The sequence below is a fragment of the Paraburkholderia sp. LEh10 genome, from assembly GCF_017814945.1.
Classification (GTDB): domain Bacteria; phylum Pseudomonadota; class Gammaproteobacteria; order Burkholderiales; family Burkholderiaceae; genus Paraburkholderia.
The window spans coordinates 88816-110825 of the sequence record NZ_JAGIPX010000018.1 but is presented as its reverse complement, the minus strand read 5'-3'; the positions used below and the strand labels follow the sequence as shown (position 1 = coordinate 110825).

At 66.3% G+C, this 22010-nt stretch carries 21 protein-coding genes; 14 read left to right on the top strand and 7 right to left on the bottom strand.

Annotation, left to right across the window (positions count from 1 at the left end; all coding sequences use genetic code 11):
• Positions 1-2 precede the first annotated feature (2 nt).
• From J8I87_RS17290 to J8I87_RS17225, 14 genes are all read left to right on the top strand, one after another.
• Entirely contained in the window at positions 3-254 is a 252-nt protein-coding gene (locus J8I87_RS17290) for an acyl carrier protein (protein ID WP_209932868.1), read from the top strand.
• A complete protein-coding gene (locus J8I87_RS17285) occupies positions 254-964 on the top strand; it encodes a hypothetical protein (protein WP_209932813.1) in 711 nt (236 codons plus the stop codon). The genes J8I87_RS17290 and J8I87_RS17285 overlap by 1 nt, the downstream gene beginning before the upstream one ends.
• Positions 961-2649, top strand: a complete 1689-nt coding sequence (locus J8I87_RS17280; RefSeq protein ID WP_209932810.1) for an AMP-binding protein — start codon at positions 961-963, stop codon at positions 2647-2649. Before J8I87_RS17285 ends, J8I87_RS17280 begins: the two co-directional genes overlap by 4 nt.
• Complete coding sequence (locus J8I87_RS17275; RefSeq protein ID WP_209932809.1) at positions 2646-4421, top strand: glycosyltransferase; 1776 nt, start codon at positions 2646-2648, stop codon at positions 4419-4421. The genes J8I87_RS17280 and J8I87_RS17275 overlap by 4 nt, the downstream gene beginning before the upstream one ends.
• Complete coding sequence (hutH, locus tag J8I87_RS17270) at positions 4408-6009, top strand: histidine ammonia-lyase (protein WP_209932808.1); 1602 nt, start codon at positions 4408-4410, stop codon at positions 6007-6009. The genes J8I87_RS17275 and hutH overlap by 14 nt, the downstream gene beginning before the upstream one ends.
• The gene (locus tag J8I87_RS17265) at positions 6002-6439 is read left to right on the top strand and encodes an acyl-CoA thioesterase (protein ID WP_209932807.1); all 438 of its coding nucleotides are present in this window, start codon (positions 6002-6004) and stop codon (positions 6437-6439) included. The genes hutH and J8I87_RS17265 overlap by 8 nt, the downstream gene beginning before the upstream one ends.
• Positions 6427-7113, top strand: a complete 687-nt coding sequence (locus tag J8I87_RS17260) for an outer membrane lipoprotein carrier protein LolA (protein WP_209932805.1) — start codon at positions 6427-6429, stop codon at positions 7111-7113. The genes J8I87_RS17265 and J8I87_RS17260 overlap by 13 nt, the downstream gene beginning before the upstream one ends.
• On the top strand, positions 7113-9527 hold the full coding sequence (locus tag J8I87_RS17255; RefSeq protein ID WP_209932867.1) for an MMPL family transporter: 2415 nt from the start codon (positions 7113-7115) through the stop codon (positions 9525-9527). Before J8I87_RS17260 ends, J8I87_RS17255 begins: the two co-directional genes overlap by 1 nt.
• Positions 9524-10705 (top strand): beta-ketoacyl-[acyl-carrier-protein] synthase family protein, encoded by a 1182-nt coding sequence (locus tag J8I87_RS17250; protein WP_209932803.1) that lies wholly within the window; start codon positions 9524-9526, stop codon positions 10703-10705. The genes J8I87_RS17255 and J8I87_RS17250 overlap by 4 nt, the downstream gene beginning before the upstream one ends.
• A 37-nt stretch (positions 10706-10742) precedes the next feature.
• Positions 10743-11225 carry a hotdog family protein gene (locus J8I87_RS17245; protein WP_209932801.1) on the top strand — a complete coding sequence of 161 codons (483 nt, stop codon included), beginning with the start codon at positions 10743-10745 and terminating at the stop codon, positions 11223-11225.
• The gene (locus tag J8I87_RS17240) at positions 11222-11947 is read left to right on the top strand and encodes a 3-ketoacyl-ACP reductase FabG2 (protein WP_209932799.1); all 726 of its coding nucleotides are present in this window, start codon (positions 11222-11224) and stop codon (positions 11945-11947) included. The genes J8I87_RS17245 and J8I87_RS17240 overlap by 4 nt, the downstream gene beginning before the upstream one ends.
• Entirely contained in the window at positions 11947-13173 is a 1227-nt protein-coding gene (locus J8I87_RS17235; protein ID WP_209932797.1) for a beta-ketoacyl-ACP synthase, read from the top strand. Before J8I87_RS17240 ends, J8I87_RS17235 begins: the two co-directional genes overlap by 1 nt.
• Positions 13170-14396: a beta-ketoacyl-[acyl-carrier-protein] synthase family protein gene (locus J8I87_RS17230; RefSeq protein WP_209932795.1), complete on the top strand. Its 1227-nt coding sequence runs from the start codon at positions 13170-13172 to the stop codon at positions 14394-14396. The genes J8I87_RS17235 and J8I87_RS17230 overlap by 4 nt, the downstream gene beginning before the upstream one ends.
• 124 nt (positions 14397-14520) lie before the next feature.
• The gene (locus J8I87_RS17225; protein WP_245253983.1) at positions 14521-15756 is read left to right on the top strand and encodes an NAD(P)/FAD-dependent oxidoreductase; all 1236 of its coding nucleotides are present in this window, start codon (positions 14521-14523) and stop codon (positions 15754-15756) included.
• A gap of 771 nt (positions 15757-16527) precedes the next feature.
• Here the strand turns inward: J8I87_RS17225 and ureG are convergent.
• The 7 genes from ureG to J8I87_RS17190 form a co-directional block, all read right to left on the bottom strand.
• On the bottom strand, positions 16528-17178 hold the full coding sequence (ureG, locus tag J8I87_RS17220; protein ID WP_209932793.1) for an urease accessory protein UreG: 651 nt from the start codon (positions 17176-17178) through the stop codon (positions 16528-16530).
• Between the two features lie 24 nt (positions 17179-17202).
• On the bottom strand, positions 17203-17883 hold the full coding sequence (locus tag J8I87_RS17215; protein ID WP_209932864.1) for an urease accessory protein UreF: 681 nt from the start codon (positions 17881-17883) through the stop codon (positions 17203-17205).
• Positions 17870-18493, bottom strand: a complete 624-nt coding sequence (ureE, locus tag J8I87_RS17210; protein ID WP_209932791.1) for an urease accessory protein UreE — start codon at positions 18491-18493, stop codon at positions 17870-17872. Before ureE ends, J8I87_RS17215 begins: the two co-directional genes overlap by 14 nt.
• Before the next feature lies 1 nt (position 18494).
• Positions 18495-20201, bottom strand: a complete 1707-nt coding sequence (ureC, locus tag J8I87_RS17205; protein WP_209932789.1) for an urease subunit alpha — start codon at positions 20199-20201, stop codon at positions 18495-18497.
• 54 nt (positions 20202-20255) lie between these two features.
• Positions 20256-20561 carry an urease subunit beta gene (locus tag J8I87_RS17200; protein ID WP_209932787.1) on the bottom strand — a complete coding sequence of 102 codons (306 nt, stop codon included), beginning with the start codon at positions 20559-20561 and terminating at the stop codon, positions 20256-20258.
• Between the two features lie 10 nt (positions 20562-20571).
• Positions 20572-20874 carry an urease subunit gamma gene (gene ureA, locus J8I87_RS17195; RefSeq protein ID WP_209932785.1) on the bottom strand — a complete coding sequence of 101 codons (303 nt, stop codon included), beginning with the start codon at positions 20872-20874 and terminating at the stop codon, positions 20572-20574.
• Between the two features lie 165 nt (positions 20875-21039).
• Positions 21040-21843 carry a transporter substrate-binding domain-containing protein gene (locus J8I87_RS17190; protein ID WP_209932784.1) on the bottom strand — a complete coding sequence of 268 codons (804 nt, stop codon included), beginning with the start codon at positions 21841-21843 and terminating at the stop codon, positions 21040-21042.
• Between the last annotated feature and the right edge of the window lie 167 nt (positions 21844-22010).

The window sequence follows — 22010 nt, the reverse complement described above, 5'->3', positions numbered from 1 at the left end:
CCGTGACCGACAACGAAATCCTCGAACGCATCCGCGCGATCTTCAAGGAAAACTTCGCAATCGAGCCCGAGCGCGTGACGCCTGATGCGCACCTGTTCGAAGAGCTCGACCTTGACAGCATCGACGCCGTCGATCTCGCGATCAAGCTGCAAGAGCTGACGGGCCGCCGCATCAAGCCGGAGGAGTTCAAGTCGGTGCGCACGGTCGGCGACGTGATCGCCGCGGTCGAATCGCTGCTTGCGGCGCAGGGCTGATGCAGCCGCAACGTTCGCACACGCACGGCGCTTCGAACGGCGTGCGTGCTTCTTCCGTCGATGCATCCGCCGCCGCGCGTACGGCACGCGAAGCAACCCAGGCCGCGAACGATCCGCGCAGCTGGCCGGGCTTTGCGCTCGGCGTCGTCGCGAAGCTTGCGTATCCCGCCGTGATCCTTTGCGCGTGGTTCTGGGACGCGCCGCGCCTGACGGGCTGCTTGCTGTTCGCGCTGTTATGGCTGCAACGCTGCGCGGGCACGGGGGCGTTCGGCGCGTCGCTGCGCAGACTCACGCGCGTCGATTGGGCAGTCGCGTGCATGCTGAGCGTCGCGTCGGGCGCCATCGTGTGGACCGACAGCGAACTGTTGCTGCGCATCTATCCGTCGCTGGTGAATCTCGGCCTGCTGATTGCGTTCGGCGCGACGCTCGTGAGCGGGCCGACGATGATCGAAAAATTCGCGCGCATCGGCACGCCCAATCTGAGCGAGCCCGCGATCCGCCACACGCGCCGCGTCACGCAGATCTGGTGCGCGTTCTTTCTGGCAAACGGCGTGTTCTCGCTGTACACCGCGCTGTACTGGCCGCGCGAAGCGTGGTCGCTGTACAACGGCGCGATCGCATATGCACTGGTCGGCCTGCTGCTGATCGGCGAAATCGCATGGCGCTATCTCGTGATCCTGCCGCGTGCGCGGCATTCGGAGGCGGCATGATCGCGCTGCACGATCTGCTGTCGTGTGGCCGCGATGAACACGTGTGCGTCTGCCGCGACGACGACGCGAATCACGCGATCGGCTTCGCGTCGTTCCGCTCGCGCGTGTTCGCCATCGCATTGCAGTTGCGCGAAGCGCACGCGCGTCGTTACGCGTTGTGCATCGACGATCCTTTCGACTTTGCGTGTGCGTTGTTCGCGCTACTGGCATCCGGCAAGACGCCCGTGATTCCGGCGAACGCGACGCCCGGCTATCTCGCCGACCTCGCCGACGCGTACGACGCCGTGCTGACGGATGCCGACGTCCGCGCGCATGCCGAGGCGCGAACGGGCGCCGCGACGCCGCTGAAGATCGATCCGGACGCACCGCTCACGCTCTATACATCGGGCAGCAGCGGCACGCCGAAGCGGATCCGCAAGACGCTCGCGCAATTCAACGCCGAAGTGCACACGCTGGAGCGCGAGTGGGGCGCGCTCGTCGGCGACGCGACGATGGTCGCGAGCGTTCCGCATCATCACATCTACGGATTGCTGTTTCGCGTGCTGTGGCCGCTGGCGGCGGGGCGCGCGTTCGACCGCGCCGTCTGCAGCGGGCCGCAGCATGTGCAATCGCGCATCGGGCAATGCGGCGCGACGGTGGTCGTGTCGTCACCCGCGCAACTGTCGCGCTGGCCCGCGTTGCCGGGCTTCGCGGCATTGACGCCCGCGCCGCGCGCGTTCTTTTCGTCGGGCGGGCCGCTTTCCGCTGAAGCCGCCGCCGAATACGCCGCCGCCTTCGGCAGCGCGCCCGTCGAAATCTACGGCAGCACCGAGACGGGCGGCATCGCGTGGCGCAAGCAGAACGAGACGACGGCGTGGCGGCCGATGAGCGGCGTCGGCGTGCAGCGCGGCGAAGACGGCGCGCTGAACGTGCGCTCGCCGCATCTCGGCCACGATGACTGGCATCGCACCGACGACGCGATCGCGTTCGACGACGACGGGCGGTTCCGTCTGCAGGGACGTCTGGATCGCGTGATCAAGCTCGACGGCAAGCGCGTGTCGCTACCCGAGGTCGAAGCGCGTCTCGCGTTGCATCCGTATGTCGCGCAAGCCGCCGTGGTGCCGCTTGCGGGCGCGTCGCGCGAACGCGTGGGCGCCGTGATCGCGCTCACCGATGCGGGCCGCGACGCGCTGAGCGGCGAAGGGCGCGTCGCGCTCGCGAAGACGCTGCGCCGCCATCTCGCCGCGTATTTCGATGTCGTCGTGCTGCCGCGTCACTGGCGCTTTCGCATCGCGCTGCCGTTCGATGCGCGCGGCAAGCTGGCCGCCGCAGCCGTTGCCGCCGCGTTCGGGGCGCGCGAAGAAGGCTTCGAGCTGCTGTCCGAAGCGCGCGGCGGCGACGACCTCTATTACGAACTGCGCGTGCCGCCGACGCTCGTTCACTTCGAAGGCCACTTCCCTGGCCTGCCGATTTTGCCTGGCGTCGTTCAACTCGACTGGGCAATCCGTCTCGCCGCCGAGCACGTGACGGGCGTGCGCGACATCGAAGCCGTCGAGCGCCTGAAGTTCACCGCGCCCGTGATGCCGGGCGCCGTGCTCCACCTGAAACTGTCGCACGAGGCCGGGCGGCGGCGCGTGCAGTTCGCCTATCGGCTGGGTGAGCGCGACTGCTCGTCGGGTGTGATCGTGTATCGGGAGCGCGCATGAGGGAAGCCGCTTTCGCCGCGTGCATCGTCATTCCGATCTACAACCACAAGGACGCGATCGGCGGCACGGTCGCGCGGCTCGCCGTGCATCGATTGCCCATGTTCGTCGTCGATGATGGCAGCGACGAGGCGACCCAGGCTGTGCTCGCGAAGCTCGCCTGCCAGTATCGCGATGCGATGACGCTGCTGCGTCTGCCCGTCAACGGCGGCAAGGGCGCGGCCGTGATGGCGGGGCTGCGCGCCGCGAAGCGCGCGGGCTATACGCACGCATTGCAGATCGATGCCGACGGCCAGCACGACGCGAACGACGTGCCGCTGTTCGTCGACGCCGCGCGCGCCGAGCGAGGCGCGGTGATTCTCGGGCGGCCCGTCTACGACGAGAGCGTGCCGAAGTCGCGTCTCTATGGCCGCTATCTGACCCATGTGTGGGTCTGGATCGAAACGCTGTCGTTGACGATCCGCGACTCGATGTGCGGCTTTCGCCTGTATCCGCTCGATGCCGCCTGCGCGCTGATCGACAGCGTCGATCTGCCGACGCGCATGGACTTCGACATCGAAATTCTCGTGCGGCTCTACTGGCGGCGTCTCGCGTTCCGCGCGATTCCGACGCGCGTCACCTATGCGACGGACGGCGTGTCGCACTTCGACGTGCTGTGGGACAACGTGCGCATCAGCGCGAGCCATACGCGGCTCGTGTGCGGGATGCTGCTGCGTTTGCCGCTGCTGCTCGCGCACAAGTTCGTGCCGCGCAAGTCCGGCGTCCGCGCGAGCAGCGCCAACGCGAAGTGGTGGCGCATCGCCGAGCGCGGCAGCCGCATCGGCATGACGCTGCTTGCGCTCAGTTGCAAGCTGTTCGGCATGCGCTTCACGGCGCTGTGGCTGCATCCCGTCGTCGCGTATTTTCTGTTGACGGGACACAATTCGCGCGCTGCGTCGCACACGTACTTCGCGCATCTCGAACAGGCCGCGCAGGGCGAGCCCTCGCCGCGTCCCGGCTGGGGCTCCGCGTACCGGCAGATGCTGGCGTTCGCGCAATCGGGCCTCGACAAGCTCGCCGCATGGTCGGGCCGCATTGATTCCAACGATGTCGCGTTCGACGATCCGTCCGCGTTCGAAGCGCTGATCGCGAGCGGCCGCGGCGCGCTCGTGATCGGCGCGCATCTGGGCAACCTCGAAATGACGCGCGCGCTCGCGTCGAGGGGCGGCCATGCGAAGGTCACGGCCATCGTCTACACCGAGCACGCGAAGCGCTTCAACAGCGTGCTGTCGTCGGCGAACAGCGAATTCGCGAAGCGTCTCGTGCAGGTGAGCGATTTCGGCCCCGGGACGTCGATGATGATGCAGGAGCGCATCGATGCGGGCGAGTTGCTCGTGATCGTCGGCGACCGCGTGCCCGCGAGCGAATCGGGCCGCACCACTGACGCGCAGTTCCTCGGCGCGACGGCGCCGTTCGCGCAAGGCCCGTATGTGCTCGCGCATGCGCTCGGCTGCCCCGTGTATCTGTTCTTCTGCCTGAAAGAGCGCGATGAGCGCGATGGCCGAGGCCGCGAATGCTATCGGATGTACTTCGAGCCGTTCGCCGAGCGCATCGCGCTGCCGCGCGGCGAACGCGCGCAGCACATCGCGGCGTGGGCGCAGCGCTACGCGTCGCGCCTCGAACACTACTGCCGCAAGGCGCCTTATCAATGGTTCAATTTTTTCGATTTCTGGGCGCGTCCCGGAAAAGCGCAAACGAGTGGCCTCACCCACGGAGACGCGAATGTCAGAACATGATCTGATCGACGCCACGCGCGCTCACGCAGCGCAAGCTGCGCCGCCGCGCGCGGTGGTGATCGGCGCACGCAAGCTGTCGATCGAAGAGGTCGTCGCGATTGCGAAGGGGCGCGCGCGCGTCGCACTGAGCGGCGATCCTGGATGGCGCTCGCGTATCCAGCGCGGCGCGGATTTTCTGCGCCGGCATCTCGCGGCGGGGGAAACGGTCTACGGCGTGAACACCGGCTATGGCGACGCGTGCGTCGTCGATGTGCCGATCGAACTCGTCGAAGCATTGCCGCTGCAACTGACGCGCTATCACGGCTGCGGCATGGGCGCGTATCTCGACGATGCGCAAACGCTCGCCGTGATCGCCGCGCGCCTGAACTCGCTCGCGTACGGCTTTTCCGGCGTGCGGCCCGTGCTGCTCGAACGGCTCGCCGATCTGATCAATCATCGCGTGCTGCCGCGCATTCCGTCGGAAGGGTCGGTCGGCGCGAGCGGCGATCTGACGCCGCTGTCGTATGTGGCGGCCGCGCTCGTCGGCGAACGGGACGTGATGTTCGACGGCGCGCTGCGCGATGCGGCGGGCGTCTGGGCGCAGCTCGGCCATGCGCCGCTTGCGCTTGCGCCGAAGGAAGGTCTCGCGCTGATGAACGGCACGGCCGTGATGACGGGCCTCGCGTGTCTCGCGTTCGCGCGCGCCGCGCATCTCGCGCGTCTTGCCGCGCGTCTCACGGCGCTATCGACGCTCGCGCTCGATGGCCGTGCCGCGCATTTCGATGCGCTGATTTTCGAAGCGAAGCCACACGCGGGCCAGGCTGAAGCCGCCGCATGGATACGCGCGGACCTCGCGGGGCGCGACGATGCACCGGGCCATCGCCTGCAGGACCGCTATTCGATCCGCTGCGCGCCACATGTGATCGGCGTCGCCGTCGATGCGTTGTCATGGGTGCGCCGCGATGTCGAGAACGAGTTGAACAGCGCGAACGACAATCCGCTGATCGACCCGGACGGCGAGCGCGTGCTGCACGGCGGCAACTTCTACGGCGGCCATATCGCGTTCGCGATGGATGCACTGAAAACCGCCGTCGCGAATCTCGCGGATCTGATGGACCGGCAGCTTGCGCTGCTCGTCGACGACAAGTTCAACAACGGCTTGCCGCGCAACCTGTCGGGTGCGACCTCGGCGCGCGCGCCGATCAATCACGGCTTCAAGGCGGTGCAGATTTCGTCGTCGGCATGGACGGCGGAAGCGCTGAAGCACACGATGCCCGCGAGCGTGTTCTCGCGCTCGACGGAAGCGCACAACCAGGACAAGGTCAGCATGGGCACGATCGCCGCGCGCGACTGCCTGCGCGTGCTCGAACTGACGGAGCAGGTCGCGGCCGCGCATACGCTCGCGACCGTGCAGGCGCTGCAACTGCGCATGCGGATCGATGACGCGACGTTCGTGCCCGCGCCGCTGCGCGCGTTCGCGCAAGAGGTCGCGGCGCTGTCGCCGTTCGTCGACGAAGACCGCGCGCTCGAACGCGATCTGCGCGCGCTGACGGCGCGCATCGCCGATTGCGGGCTGCTCGAAGCCGTGGGAGGTGCGGGTGATGAATGAGCGTCACGAGGGCAAGACGCTAAAGGCGAACGCGATCGTCGAAGTGCCGTTCCACGATGTCGACGCGATGAATGTCTGCTGGCACGGTCACTATCTGAAGTACTTCGAGATCGGCCGCGCCGCGCTGTTGCGCGCGTTCGACTACGACTACCGCGAGATGCAGGCGTCGGGCTATCTGTGGCCGATCGTCGAAGCGCATCTGAAGTACGTGCGGCCCGCGACCTACGGCCAGCGGATCGACGTGCGCACCGAACTGCTCGAATTCGAAAATCGCCTGAAAATAGGCTATGAAATCGTCGATTGCGCAACGGGTACGCGCCTGACAAAGGGCTACACGATCCAGGTCGCCGTCGATGCCGCGACGCAGGAATTGCAGTTCGTGTCGCCGCCCGTCGTGTTCGACAAGCTGGAGCGCGCATGGGCACGCTGACGTTTCGCGTCGCATCGATCGCGGCATGCGTGTCCTTGAGCGTGAGCCCGCTTACGGCCACACATGCCGCAACGCAGACCCAGGATCGACAGACGCACGATCAATCGCAGCGCGCCAACGCCGCGCTCGTCTCGCAGGTCGCGTCGCGACTTGCGCAGACCCAACGCGTGCGCGCGCAGTTCACGCAGACGCAGACGCTCTCCGCGATGAAACAGCCGCTCGTCAGCACGGGCACGCTGGTGTTCTTCCGCGAGCGCGGCGTGATCTGGCGCACCGACACGCCGTACAAGGCGACCTACGTGATCGGCGACGCGGGCGTGAGCGAAGTCGATCCGAACGGCAAGCGCATCGATACGAAGAGCGCCCACGGCGTGCGGGGCGTCGCGCAGGTCTCGAAGATGATGCGCGCGATGCTCGGCGGCGATCTGTCCGCGCTGTATTCGCAGTTCGATGTCGACGCACAGGGCGCCGCGTCGCAATGGAAGCTCGACCTGAAGCCGAACCAGCCGCAACTCGCGCAATCGATCAAGGGCTTGCAGATGACGGGCGGTGAATTCTTGCAGACGCTGCGCATTGCGCTCGCAAACGGCGACGTCACGCAGATCGAATTCACGAAGAGCGAAGCCATCAGCGATCTCGCGCCCGGCGAGCGCGCGCTGCTAGGAGCGCAATGATGCTGATGGCGCGACAGTGGACGACGGCGCAGTTGTGGGGCATGCGGGCCATGTGGCTCGCGGTGGCGCTCGTCGCTTCGCTGTACTGCGCGTATCGCTTCATCGGGCCGTCGCCGCTGGAGACGAACCTGCTCGCGCTGCTGCCCGCTACGGAAGCCGATCCTGTCGCCGAAAAGGCCGTCGATACGCTCGCCAATGCGCTCGGCGATCGCACGGTGTTTCTCGTGACGAGCAAAGACGCCGATCATGCGAAAGCGGCGGCGAGGCAGTTCGGCGCGACGCTCGCGAAAAGCGGCGCGTTCGAATCGGCGACGGCGGAGCTGCCGCCGTTCGACATGTCGCAGATCGGCGCGCTCTACATGCCGTACCGCTTCGGCCTGTTGACGCGCGACGATCGCGACGCCATCGCGAACACCACCACGCCGCTGCATGACACGCTGATGCAGCGCATCTACAACCCGTTGCGCGGGCCGCTCGCGACGCAGCTCGCGGACGATCCGTTCGGCTGGCTCGAACACTGGCTGAGCGGCTTGCCGCTCGCGACGTCGAGTCTCGATCTCGAAGACAACATGCTCGTCTCGCATCGCGGCGACACGACGAGCGTGCTCGTCGTCACGACGCTGCCAGGCTCCGCGTATGAAACGCGGATACAACGCGCGGTGTCGTCGGCGGCCGCGCAAGCCGAGGCGTCGCTGAAGGCGGCTTATCCCGATGCGAGCGTCGCGCGCACGGGCGCGGTGTTCTACGCGGAGTCGGCGCGCAGCGCATCGGAGCGCGAAGTGCATCTGATCGGCGTCGCGTCCGCTTGCGGCATTGCGCTGCTGATGCTGTGGGTGTTCCGCTCGCCGCGTCTGCTGCTGCTCGGCTTCCTGTCGACGGCGCTCGGCATCGTCTGCGCGCTGGCCGTCACGATGCTCGTGTTCGGCAAGCTCCATCTGCTGACGCTCGTGTTCGGCGCGAGCCTGATCGGCGAGGCCGTCGATTACTCGATTCAGTATTTCGTCGTTTATCTCGGCGCAGGGTCGGGAAGAGGCGGCTGGAACGCGCGGCTCGGCGCGCGCTCGGTGCGGCCCGCGCTCGGCGTCGCGCTCGCGACCAGCCTGCTCGGCTACGCGATCCTCGCATGGGTGCCGTTCCCGGCGCTCAAGCAGATCGCGTGCTTCGCGATCGCGGGCATCGGCACGGCGTTCGCCTCCGTGCTGTGGCTGCTGCCCGTGCTGCTCGTGAAGGGGCCCAGGCGCACGCAACGGCGCCTGTTCATGCGCGCTGCCGTGCTGCTCGCGCGCTGGCATGCCGTGATCGGCGGGCAGCGCGCGTGGATCGTCGCGGGCGTGCTCGTGCTCGCGTCGATTCCTGGCTGGCTGCGTCTGACGAGCGACGACGACATCCATCTGCTGATCCAGCGTGATCCCGCACTGGTCGCGCAGGAAGACCAGGTGCGCGATGCGATCGGCGTCGATAACACCGCGCAGTTCTTCGTCGTGCGCGGTTCGACGCAGGACATCGTCCTGCAACGCGCGGAGCTGCTCGGCACGAAGCTCGATGCGTTGAGCGGCGCGCAATCGGTGAACGGCTGGCAATCGGTGACGCAGTTCGTGCCGTCCGCGCAACGCCAGGCCGACGCTCGCGCCGTGCTCGCGCAGCATGTGTTCGACGACCCCGCCGCACTGCGTTCGATGTTGCTGCAAGCGGGCTTTCGCGATGAAGTCGCCGACGCGTGGCTCGCTTCGTACGCGAAGTCGAACGCCGCGCCTTTGACGGTCGAGCGCTGGCTCGCCGCATCGTGGTCGCAGCCTTATCGTCACCTTTGGCTCGGCGCGGTGGAGGCGCGCGGCGAACACGGTTACGCGGCCGTCGTGATCCCGCAGCGCGTGACGCCGGAAAACACCGCGACGCTGATCGCGACCGCGCGTTCCGTCGAAGGCGTCGTGTTCGTCGACAAGGCCGCGAGCGTGTCGAAGCTTTTCGGCGCATATCGCGTCGACAGCGGCATCTGGCTCGCGGGTGCGCTGCTGCTCGTGATGCTGCTGCTGATCGCGCGCTACCAGCCGCGCGGCGGCGTGGCCACGACGCTGCCCGTGCTGCTCGCGATTGGCGTGACGCTGGCCGCGTTCGGCTACGCACGCGTGCCGCTCAATCTGTTCAACTGCCTCGCGCTGATGCTGGTGCTCGGCGTCGGCGCAAACTATGCGGTGTTCCTGCGCGAAGGCTGCCTGCGCGAGCACGCCGATCTCGGCGCCGTCTGGACAGGCGTGCTGCAGTCGGCCGCGACGACGCTGCTGTCATTCGGCATGCTGGCGTTGAGCGCAATGCCCGCATTGAAGAGTTTCGGCGCCACGCTGGCGCTCGGCATCCTTGTTTCGGTGCTGCTAGCGCCGATCGGCATGCCGTCCATGAAAAGGAGAGTCGCATGACGCTGCCCCCTGTTTATCTGCACGCGCTCGGCATGGTCAATGCGCTCGGCGGCGACGTCGCCGCGATCGTGCCCGCGCTGGCGGCCGCGCAGTCGCCCGGCATGGGCCTGACGCACACGGGCATCGGCGATGCGTTCGTCGGGCGCGTCTCGACGCCGCTCGACATCGGGCCGCCCGATGGGCTCGAGCGCTTCGATTGCCGCAACAACCGCATGCTGCTCGCGGCGCTCGGCCAGATCCGCCCCGCGATCGAAGCGGCGCGCGAACGCTATGGCTCGCAGCGCATCGGCGTCGTGCTCGGCACGAGCACATCGGGCATCGATGCAGCCGAAGTCGCGTTCGTGCATCAGGCGCAAGCAGGCCAGTTGCCCGAGAGCTTCAATTACCGGCAGATGGAAATCGGCACGGCCGCGCCGTTCGCGGCCGCGGCGCTCGACGTGCAAGGTCCGGCGTTCACGATCTCGACGGCATGCACGTCGAGCGCCAAGGCGTTCGTATCGGCGCGCCGTCTGCTGCAACTGGGCCTGTGCGACGCGATGATCGTCGGCGGCGTCGATACGCTGTGCGAGCTGACGGTGCAGGGCTTCGCGTCGCTCGAATCGACGAGCGTCACGCGCACCAATCCGATGAGCCGTAACCGCAACGGCATCAATGTCGGCGAAGGCGCAGCCGTGTTCCTGATGACGCGCGACGAAGGCGAAGTGCGTCTTGCGGGCGCGGGTGAATCGAGCGACGCGCATCATGTGTCCGCGCCGGACCCGCGGGGCGTCGGCGGCGAGCTTGCGTTGCGCGCGGCGTTGAAGGACGCGGGCATCGAAGCGTCCGCAATCGCGTATGTGAATCTGCATGCGACGGCCACGCGCAAGAACGACGAGATGGAAGCGCATCTGATGTCGCGCGTGTTCGCGCACGGCGTGCCCGCGAGCGGCACGAAGCCGTTGACGGGCCATCAGCTCGGCGCGGCGGGCGCGACGGAACTGGGCTTCGCGTGGCTGACGCTCGCACGCGACGACATCGCGATGCCGCGCCACCGATGGGATGGCGAAGCGGACCCGGCCTTGCCGACGCTCGATCTCGTGCAGGAAGAGCGGCACGTTCCGCGCGGCGGCACGCAGCACGTAATGAGCAACTCGTTCGCATTCGGCGGCAGCAATGTCAGCCTGATCCTCGCGCGGTAAAGCGCATCGAATGCGATCAAGCAGCAAACGTAACGACATGATGGCCATACCCAGGACCAACGAGATATTTCCGCCCATCAGCAGCATCCTGCCGCATTGCGGCACGATGCTGTTGATCGACGGCGTGAGCGCGATCAGCGACGAAGCACTGACGGCCCATGCGGCCGTGCGCGGCGACGCATGGTATGCGGATGAAAGCGGCGCGATGCCCGCCTGGATCGGCGTCGAGCTGATGGCGCAGGGCGTGGCCGCGCATATCGCGCTGCTCGCGATGCGCGCGGGCGGCCGTGCGCGGCCCGGCGTGCTGCTCGGCACGCGCAGCTACGAGGCGCACGTCGCCGCGTTCGCGCGCGATGCGCAGTTGACGATCAACGTGCAGGAAGTGCTGCGCAGCGAAGCGGGCCACAGCGCGTACGAGTGCACGATCGACCATCGCGGCGCGCGCTGCGCGGATGCCGTCATCAAGGTCTATCAACCGGGCGATTTTCAGACGTTTATCGAGGGGAGTGTCAGTTCATGAGCCGGCGAGTTCTCGTAACGGGCGCGAGCCGTGGCATTGGCCGCGCGATTGCATATCAGCTGGCTGCGGACGGCTTTGCTGTTTCCGTGAATTGCCGCGCGAGCCGCGCGGAAGCCGAGGCCGTCACGGCGGGCATCGCCGCGCAAGGCGGCTCGGCGCGCGTGCTGCAGTTCGACGTGCGCGAGCGCGCCGCGTGCCGCGCAGTGCTCGAAGCGGATGTCGCCGCGCATGGCCCGTACTACGGCATCGTGTGCAGCGCGGGCGTGACGCGCGACGCCGCCTTTCCCGCGCTGACCGACGAAGACTGGGACGTCGTGATCGAAACAGGGCTCGATGCGTTTTACAACGTGGTCCATCCGCTGACGATGCCGATGGTCCGCGCGAAAAACGGCGGACGCATCGTGACGATCGCGTCGGTGTCGGGCGTGATCGGCAATCGCGGCCAGGTGAACTACAGCGCGGCGAAAGCGGGACTGATCGGCGCAACCAAGGCGCTTGCCGTCGAGCTCGCGTCGCGCAACATCACGGTCAACTGCGTGGCGCCCGGACTGATCGAAACGGGCATGCTCGACGAGATGCCGCTCGACCATGCATTGAAGACCGTGCCCATGAACCGTGTCGGTCAACCGGCCGAGGTGGCCGCGGTGGTCGGCTTCCTGATGTCGGACGCGGCCTCGTATGTGACGCGCCAGGTGATCGGCGTCAATGGCGGGATGATCTGATGAAGCGCGTCGTCATTACGGGCATGGGCGGCGTCACGGCGCTCGGCAGCCGCTGGGACGAGATCGAAGCGGCATTGAAGGCGGGCCGCAATGCCGTGCGCCGCATGCCGGAATGGGACTGCTTCGAGTCGCTGCATACGCGGCTCGCGTGTCCGCTGCCCGCGTTCACGCAGCCCGCTGGCTGGCCGCGCAAGAAGACGCGCTCGATGGGCGCGGTGTCGATGTACGCGGTGCGCGCGAGCGAGCTCGCGCTCGCGGACGCGGGTCTCGACAGCGCTGCATCGATCAGGGACGGCCGCATGGGTGTCGCATATGGATCGTCGTCGGGTTCCGTCGAGCCGATACGCGCGTTCGGCGCGATGCTCGAAACGGGCGTGATGACCAACGTCACGTCGAACAGCTACGTGCAGATGATGCCGCACACCACAGCCGTCAACGTGAGCCTGTTCTGGGATCTGAAAGGCCGCATCGTGCCGACGTCGTCGGCGTGCGCGTCGGGCAGCCAGGCCATCGGCTACGCGTATGAAGCGATCGCGACGGGCAAGCAGGCGCTGATGCTCGCGGGCGGCGCGGAGGAACTGTCGGGCCCCGCCGTCGCCGTGTTCGACACGCTCTATGCGACCAGCACGCGCAACGACGAGCCGCATCTGACGCCGCGTCCGTTCGACGCGAAGCGCGACGGCCTCGTGGTCGGCGAAGGCGCGGCGACGCTCGTGCTCGAAGAGTACGAGCATGCGAAGGCGCGCGGCGCGACGATCCATGCGGAGATCGTCGGCTTCGGCTGCAATTCGGACGGCGCGCACATGACGCAGCCGACAGCGGACACGATGGCGCGCGCGATGCAGCTCGCGCTCGAAGACGCGACGCTCGACGCAAACGCGATTGCGTATGTGAACGCGCACGGCACGTCGACGGATCGCGGCGACATCGCGGAGAGCCAGGCGACGGCGCTGACCTTCGGCGAGCGCATGCCGATTTCATCGCTGAAGAGCTATGTCGGCCATACGCTCGGCGCGTGCGGCGCGCTCGAAGCATGGTGGACGATCGAGATGATGAAGCGCAGCTGGTATGCGCCGACGTTGAACCTCACGGAAATCGATCCCGCGTGCGCGCCGCTCGACTACATCCGTGGCGAAGCGCGCAACATCGACGCCGAATACGTGATGAGCAACAACTTCGCGTTCGGCGGCATCAATACATCACTGATTTTCAGGCGCGTTCGATGAGCGGGCGGCAAGGCCTGCAGCGTGTCGTCGTCACGGGCATGGGCATCGTGTCCTGTCTGGGCAATACGCTCGACGCAGTGAGCGCCGCGCTGCGCGAAGGGCGCAGCGGCATCACGCGCATCGACGCGTGGCGCGAGCGCGGCTTCGGCTCGCAGGTCGCGGGCGTGGCGTCGGTGGCGGGCGAGATGCCGTTCGAGCGCAAGCGTGAACGCTTCATGGGCGATACCGCGCGTTTTGCCTGTCACGCGGCGCGCAAGGCGATCGCCGACGCCGGCCTCGACGCTCGCGCGCTGCGCTCGCCGGAAGTGGGCGCCGTGATCGGCTCGGGTGTCGGCACGATATCGGCATACGACGACGCGCTCGCCATCGCGAACGCGCGCGGCATCGAGAAGACGCCGCCGTACGCGGTGCCGCAGACGATGAGCAGCACGGCGTCGGCGAATGTCGCGCAGGTGTTCGGCATCGAGGGTGTCACGTATTCGCCGTCGTCGGCGTGCACGACGTCGGCGCTCGCGATCGGACAGGCGATGCAGCTGATCCAGACGGGCCGTCAGCGGATCGTGCTGGCGGGCGGCAGCGAAGGCCTGCACGACAACACGACGCTGATGTTCGACGCGATGCATGCGCTGTCGCGCCGTTTCAACGACACGCCCGCGCGCGCGTCGCGTCCTTACGATGCCGCGCGCGACGGCTTCGTGATCGCATCGGGCGGCGGCGTGCTGGTGCTCGAAGCACTCGATCATGCGCTCGCGCGCGGCGCGCGCATCTATGCGGAGATGACGGGCTTCGGCCACGCGACGGATGCTGCCGGCATGGTGACGCCGCATGCGGCCGGGATCGCGCGCGCCATGCAGGCGGCGCTCGACGAAGCGGGCGCGCGGCCCGGCTACGTGAATGCGCACGCGCCCTCGACGCCGCAGGGCGACGTCGAAGAATTGCGCGCGCTGCAAGCGGTATTCGGTGACGACGTGCCGCCGTTTTCGTCGACGAAGGGGCTCACCGGACATCCCCTCGGCGCATGCGGCGCGCACGAAGCGATCTACATGCTACTGATGATGCGCGACGGCTTTATTGCGGGGACGACGGGTATCGAAGAGATCGAGCCCATCGCGCGCCATATGCCGCTCGTGCAGACGACACGCGAAGCGCGCATCGATCACGCGATGTCGGTGTCGTTCGGCTTTGGCGGCAGTTGCGCGAGTCTGATGTTCGCGAGGACGTGACGGCTGCCAGCCGGAATGAATCGCGGGCGTGTGATCGCACGTGCTGCGTGGTGAGCGCGGGTGCGAACTGAAAACGTCGCGCGCGACAGGCAGTGAAGGGTTATTCGAAGGGAGATCAATAAATATGAATTCATCGATGAACGCCGACGTGGATGTGGCCATCATCGGAGCGGGGCCGTCGGGTGCCGTCGCCGCGGCGCTGTTGAAGAAGGCGGGGCGCTCGGTGCTCGTGCTCGAGCGCCAGCATTTTCCGCGCTTCTCGATTGGCGAGAGCCTGTTGCCGCAGAGCATGGCGTACCTCGAAGAGGCGGGCATGCTGCAGGCGGTTGTCGAAGCGGGCTTTCAGTATAAGAACGGCGCGCATTTCGTGTATCGGGACAAGGTGTCGGCGTACGACTTCCGCGACAAGCATTCGGTCGGTTGGGGCACGACGTATCAGGTCGAGCGCGCGGTGTTCGACGATCTGCTGATCCGCTGCGCGGCGCAGCAGGGCGCGGACGTGCGCTTCGGCCATACGGTGCTCGCGATGAAGACGGGCGACGCGCCCGTGCTCGACGTCGCCGACGAAGCGGGCGACGCGTACGAGGTGCGCGCGCGCTTCGTGCTCGATGCGAGCGGCTTTGGGCGGGTGCTGCCGCGCCTGTTGAATCTCGAAGCGCCGACGCGCATGCCGACGCGCGCCGCGATCTTCACGCATGTGCGCGACGGCATTCCCGTCGACGCGCACGATCGCAACAAGATCACGGTGGCTGTGCATCCGGAGCATCGCGACGTGTGGTACTGGATGATTCCGCTCGCCAACGGACGTTCGTCGGTCGGGTGTGTGGCTGAAATGGCATTTCTCGACGTGCCGGAAGCGGAGCGCGAAGCCAGGCTGCGTGCGTTGATCCAGAGCGAGCCGACGCTGAACCGGCTGATTGGCGAAGCGCCGTTCCTGATGCCTGTGCGGCATATCGGCGGATACTCGGCGAACGTCGAGCGGCTTCACGGGCCCGGCTTCGCGCTGCTTGGTAATGCGGGCGAGTTCCTGGACCCGGTGTTTTCATCGGGTGTGACGATTGCGTTGCGCTCCGCGCATCTGGCCGTGAAGACGCTGGAGCGTCAGTTGAACGGCGAGGCCGTCGACTGGCAGACGGCGTATGACGTTCCGTTGCGCAAGGGCATCGATACGTTTCGTGCGTTCGTCGAGCGCTGGTACACGGGACAGTTACAGGACATCATTTTTTTCCCGGCGCAAGCGCCGGGGGTTCGGCGCATGATCAGCGCCGTGCTTGCGGGCTATGCATGGGATGAGACGAATCCTTATGTTGAGGAGCCTGGGCGCAGGTTGAAGGCGCTTTCTGAGTTTTGTAGAGGGTAGTTTTTTGTCTGCGACACGGTTTGTTTTGCCGCTGTCGCTCGGTGTTTCGCCGCTGTCGCTCGGTGTTTCGCCGCTGTCGCTGGCATCCGCGATAGCGCCTCGCGGCGCGGGCGTTGCCCCTGTGCGGGGCGGCACTTACTTTCTTTGCCGCGGCAAAGAAAGTAAGCAAAGAAAGCCGCTCACACCGCCAACCCTTGACCATTACCCACGGGCTCTCGACGTCCCCGCACTTCGCTTGACAGCGTGCTGGCGATGCCCGTTGCCCACGCGGTGATTAAGCGCCTCACCCGCTTCGCGCGCCCGCGTTGCAAGCCACAACATCGATTATCCAGCGCCCTGTGCGGCAAACCTATGTAGGCCTTTGCGCCATCAACACCTTCGCGGCGCGACGCGCCTGCATAGTGCGAGCGCTGACTTGTGAGAAGCGACACCCGACATATGTTTGCCGGAAAAGGACAACGAAACATCAGGCACGTGTAGCCGCTGTGCGAGCGCATGAAGTGGATGAGGCGTTCAATCAGTGCATTGGCAACGGGCAAGGCCAGCGCGCTGCCAATCGAAGTGCGGGGACGTCGAGAGCCCGTGGGTAACGGTCAAGGGTTGGCGGTGTGAGCGGCTTTCTTTGCCTACTTTCTTTGCCGCGGCAAAGAAAGTAGGTGCCGCCCCGCACAGGGGCAACGCCCGCGCTGCGAGGCGCAATCGCGGATGCCGGCGATTCGGCAAAACAAACCGCATCGCGACAACGGCAAAAATCGCACGGCAGTCGCCCATTCAGGGCCTATCAGCCACCAACAACCCCTTCCTCTCGATAAACTCAATCACCCGATCCAGCCCCTCGCGGGCCTTCAAATTACACATCACGAAAGGCCGCGCGCCGCGCATCTTTTCCGTATCGGACGCCATCACGTCGAGATTCGCCCCAACCATCGGCGCAAGATCCGTCTTGTTGATCACAAGCAAGTCCGACTTCGTGATACCCGGCCCGCCTTTGCGCGGGATCTTCTCGCCGCCGGCCACGTCGATCACATAGATCGTCAGATCGGATAACTCGGGGCTGAACGTTGCGGCAAGATTGTCGCCGCCCGATTCGATGAACACGATGTCGGCATCGGGAAACCGCGTGAGCATCCGGTCGACGGCTTCGAGGTTGATCGACGCATCTTCGCGGATCGCCGTGTGCGGACAGCCGCCCGTTTCCACGCCCATGATGCGCTCGGCAGGCAGCGCGCCCGCCACCGTCAGCAGGCGTTGGTCTTCCTTCGTGTAGATGTCGTTGGTGATCGCGACGAGATCGTACTTGTCACGCATCGCCTTGCAGAGCATTTCGAGCAGCGTCGTCTTGCCCGAACCGACCGGGCCGCCGACGCCGACGCGCAGCGGCGGCAGTTTCTTCTTGCGTTGCAGCGGATGAGGAGCGTTCATGTCTGAAGTCACGAAAAGCAAAAGCTATGAGCGAAAGAGCCGCGAATACTGCGACTCGTGACGCGCCGACAAGATGCCAAGCTGCGGCGCGAAGGTATTGACGTCGTCGGGCGACGTGCCGAGCGCGTGCCTGACGGCGGCGTCGATCGGCTCGCGCAGCGCGACGATGATGCGCTGTCCCGCAAGCTGTCCCAGCGGCACGGCCTTCAGCGCGGCCATTGCCTGGTTCTCGACCCAGCTGAACGCGTAGGCGGCGAGGGCCGCGTCGCTGGCTGCGTCGTGTGCGAAGGCGGCAAACGCGAACGCGGTCGGCTGCGCAATCGGCGCAATCGATGCGAGCGTGGCGCGCCGTTCGGCATCGCCCCATTCGAGCGACGCGCACAACTGCCGCAACGACCAGCCCATCTGTTCCGTCTCGCGACGTAGCTCCGCCGATTCGCGGCTCGCGAGAAATTCGTGATTGGCGTCGATCAATGCTGCCGTGTCGTGCGCGCGCCAGCGCTCGATCTGATGCGCGATAAACGGCAGTTCGCCGCGCGCAAGCACGTTCGAGAGGCCGCTTTTGATCCACGCGCAGGCACTGTCGGCATCGGTGATCAGTTGTGCTTCGATCGCTGCTTCGAGCCCTTGCGAATAGCTGAACGCGCCAATCGGCAACGCCGGCGACGCGAGATGCAGCAGCGCGGTCAGCTCAGCGATGCGCATGATGATGACCGTGCCCGTGATCGTGCGCACATGAGGACGAGCCGCAATCGGCGTGATCGTGCGCATGGCCATGCTCGTGCGAGTGCGCGTGACCATGATGCTCGCCATACACCTGCTGCGCGAGCGCATAGTCCTCGGCGAATGTCTCGTCGTGACCATGCCGGTGACCGCCGCCATACGCACCCGTTTCCGGCTGGAACGGCATCTGCACCTGATCGACGGATGCGCCCAGCCGCTTCAGCATATCGGCGAGCACGGGATCGTATTCGAGCTTCAGGTAATCTGCGCCGATCTCGACGGGCGTATGCCGGTTGCCGAGATGATAGGCGGCGCGCGTCAACGTCAGCACATCGGGCGCGCGCACATGGAGCACGGATTCGGCGGCGGCCACGATGCGCACGAGACCGCCGTCGTCGGCGACGAGCACATCGCCGTCGCGCAATACCGTGCCGCGCGGCAGCACCAACGCGACTTCTTCGCCGTTGTCGAGCGTCGCGGCAAGACGGCTCTTGCAGCGGGCGTCGAATGCGAGCGTGAGCGTCGGCGCGCGTTTGACGAGAACGGGCGCAAGCTTGATGTGCGCGCCCAGCAGTTTGTCGATCGTTCGCATGTCAGAACAGAAAATAGCGTTGCGCCATCGGCAGGACCTTTGCCGGCTCGCAGGTCAGCAACTGTCCGTCGGCGATCACCTGATAGGTTTCAGGATCGACGCTGATCGACGGCTGCCACGCGTTGTGGATCATGTGCGCCTTCGTGACGCTGCGGCAGTTCTTCACTGCAACGATACGCTTGCTCAGCCCATAACGCCCGGTGATGCCGGCATCGAGCGCCATCTGCGACACGAACGTCAACGACGTGCGGCCCAACGCGCCGCCGCGCGTGCCGAACATCTCGCGATAGTGGACGGGCTGCGGCGTCGGGATCGACGCGTTCGGATCGCCCATCTGCGCCATCGCGATCATGCCGCCCTTGAGGATCAGCGCGGGCTTGATGCCGAAGAACGCAGGCTCCCAGAACACGATGTCGGCCCATTTGCCGGGCTCGACGGAACCGACTTCATGCGCGATGCCATGCGTGAGCGCGGGATTGATCGTGTACTTCGCGACATAGCGCTTCGCGCGGAAGTTGTCGTTGCGCGCGTTGTCCTCGGGCAGCGCGCCGCGCTGCACCTTCATCTTGTGCGCTGTCTGCCAGGTGCGGATGATCACTTCGCCCACACGCCCCATTGCCTGCGAATCGGATGAGATCATCGACAGCGCGCCGAGATCGTGAAGAATGTCCTCCGCTGCAATCGTCTCGCGGCGAATGCGCGATTCGGCAAAGGCGATATCTTCCGCAATCGACGGATCGAGGTGATGGCAGACCATCAGCATGTCGAGGTGTTCATCGAGCGTGTTGATGGTGTACGGGCGCGTCGGATTCGTCGACGACGGCAGCACGTTCGCCTCGCCGCAGACCTTGATGATGTCGGGCGCGTGGCCGCCGCCCGCGCCCTCGGTGTGATACGTATGGATCGTGCGGCCCTTGAACGCGGCCACCGTCGCTTCGACGAAGCCGGCTTCGTTCAACGTATCGGTGTGGATCGCGACCTGCGTGTCGGTGTCGTCGGCGACGGACAGGCAGTTGTCGATTGCTGCCGGCGTCGTGCCCCAGTCCTCGTGCAGCTTGAGTCCGATCGCGCCCGCCGCGATCTGTTCGAGCGCGGGCTGCGGCTGGCTCACGTTGCCCTTGCCGAGAAAGCCGAGATTCATCGGATAGCCGTCGGCGGCCTGCAACATGCGCTCCATGTGCCATGGCCCCGGCGTGCAGGTGGTCGCGTTGGTGCCCGTCGCGGGGCCCGTGCCGCCGCCGAGCATCGTCGTCACGCCGCTCGCGAGCGCTTCGTCGATCTGCTGCGGGCTGATGAAGTGAATGTGCGTGTCGATGCCGCCCGCCGTGACGATCATCCCTTCGCCCGCGATCACTTCCGTTGCCGCGCCAATCGCGATCGTCACGCCCGGTTGAATGTCGGGATTGCCCGCCTTGCCGATCGCCGCGATGCGGCCGTGCTTGATGCCGATGTCGGCCTTCACGATGCCCCAGTGATCGAGAATCAGCGCGTTCGTGACGACGGTATCGACGACGTCCGCCGCGACGCGCTGCGACTGGCCCATGCCGTCGCGTATCACCTTGCCGCCGCCGAACTTCACTTCTTCACCGTAGATCGTGTAGTCGCGCTCGACCTCGATCAGCAGGTCCGTGTCGGCGAGCCGCACGCGGTCGCCTGTCGTGGGGCCGAACATTTCCGCGTATGCGCGGCGGCCAATGCGTAATGTCATGTTATGAGGTTCCCGAATGTGTTCGCCGCTTGGCTTCGGATCGCGGGCGGCGAATCAGAGCTTGCCCATCACCTTGCCGTTGAAGCCATAGACGACGCGATCGCCCGCCAGCGCGACGAGCTCGACGGTGCGTTCCTGGCCCGGCTCGAAGCGCACGGCAGTGCCCGCCGCGATGTTCAGGCGAAAGCCGCGCGCCGTTTCGCGATCGAACGACAGGGCCGCGTTCACCTCGTAGAAGTGATAGTGCGAGCCGACCTGCACGGGACGGTCGCCCGTGTTCGACACCGTGACCGTGACGGTCGCGCGGCCCGCGTTGAGTTCGTGCTCGCCGTCGTCGGTAATCAGTTCACCTGGGATCATGCGCGCCTCTTCACGGAATCGGGTGATGGACGGTCACGAGCTTCGTGCCGTCGGGGAAGGTGGCTTCGACCTGCATGTCGGGAATCATCTCGGGCACGCCTTCCATCACATCGTCGCGCGTGAGGAGCGTGGTGCCGTAATGCATCACTTCGGCGACGGACTTGCCGTCGCGCGCCGCTTCCATTAGCGCGGCCGTGATGAACGCGACGGCTTCCGGGTAGTTCAGCTTGAGGCCGCGCGCGCGGCGCCGTTCCGCGAGCAGCGCGGCCGTGAAGATCAGGAGTTTGTCTCTTTCGCGTGGAGTCAGCTTCATCGCATTCGTTGTGTGGTGTCCGCGTGATCGCGGGTCGCGGATTGATTGTCCAGCGCCGACTTGCCGTGCGCGGTACTTTGCCGCCGGGTCGCACGTGTAACGGCCGCTGGCTGTTGCCGGTATCGCGCGGCCGTCTCACGATACCAGCTTCAACCGACTCCGCGCTTACAGATCGGCGGGCAGCGCGATGCCGAACCACTTCTTCGACATCGCATCGAGCGTGCCGTCGTGCTTCGCCTGCGCGATGGCGGCATCGACTTTCTGCTGCAGACGCGGCTCGTTCCTGTTCATGCCGACAAAGCAGGGCGAGTTCTTGATGACGAACTTCGGTTCCGGCCGGCGCGGCGGATTCTTCGCGAGTATCGCCGCGGCGACGATGTTGCCCGCCGCGATCAGCTGCACCTGGCCCGACAGGAACGCGGCAATCGTCGCGTTGTTGTCCTCGAAGCGCTTGATCGTCGCATTGGGCGCCATTTGCGTGAGCGCGATTTCTTCGAGCGCGCCGCGCGTCGCGCCGACCGTCTTGCCCGTGAGATCGGCGGGGCCGCCGACCCGGATGTCGGCGGGACCGAACACGCCCTGATAGTACGGCGCATAGGCCGTCGAGAAGTCGATCACCTTTTCGCGCTCGGGCGTCTTGCCGAGTGACGAGATCACGAGATCGACCTTGTTCGTTTGCAGATACGGAATGCGGTTCGCGCTGTTGACGGGCACGAGTTCGAGCTTCACGTTCATCGACTTCGCGAGCAGCGCGGCCGTGTCGATGTCGTAGCCTTGCGGCTTCAGATCAGGGCCGACTGAGCCGAACGGCGGATAGTCTTCGGGCACGGCGACTTTCAGGACGCCCGCTTTCGTGATGTTGTCGAGCGCGTCGGCATGGGCGGCGGGTGCGGCAAGCGAGAAGAGCGGCGCGAGCAGCAGCGCGGCGATCCACGCGCGGCGTGGACGATGAGCGGTCGTTTGAGTCATGGCGGCGATGTTCTTCGGGCGTGTGAGTTTGGAGAACTGGGTTGGTTTGCCGCTGACTGCGGCGTTGTGAGGCGCGTTTAGCAGCAAGGGCCATGCCATGCAGGCCGATCGGGGCCTGGCGGTGTTTCGCGCGCGCGTCTGCACCACGGCGGCGCGCAGCGATGCCC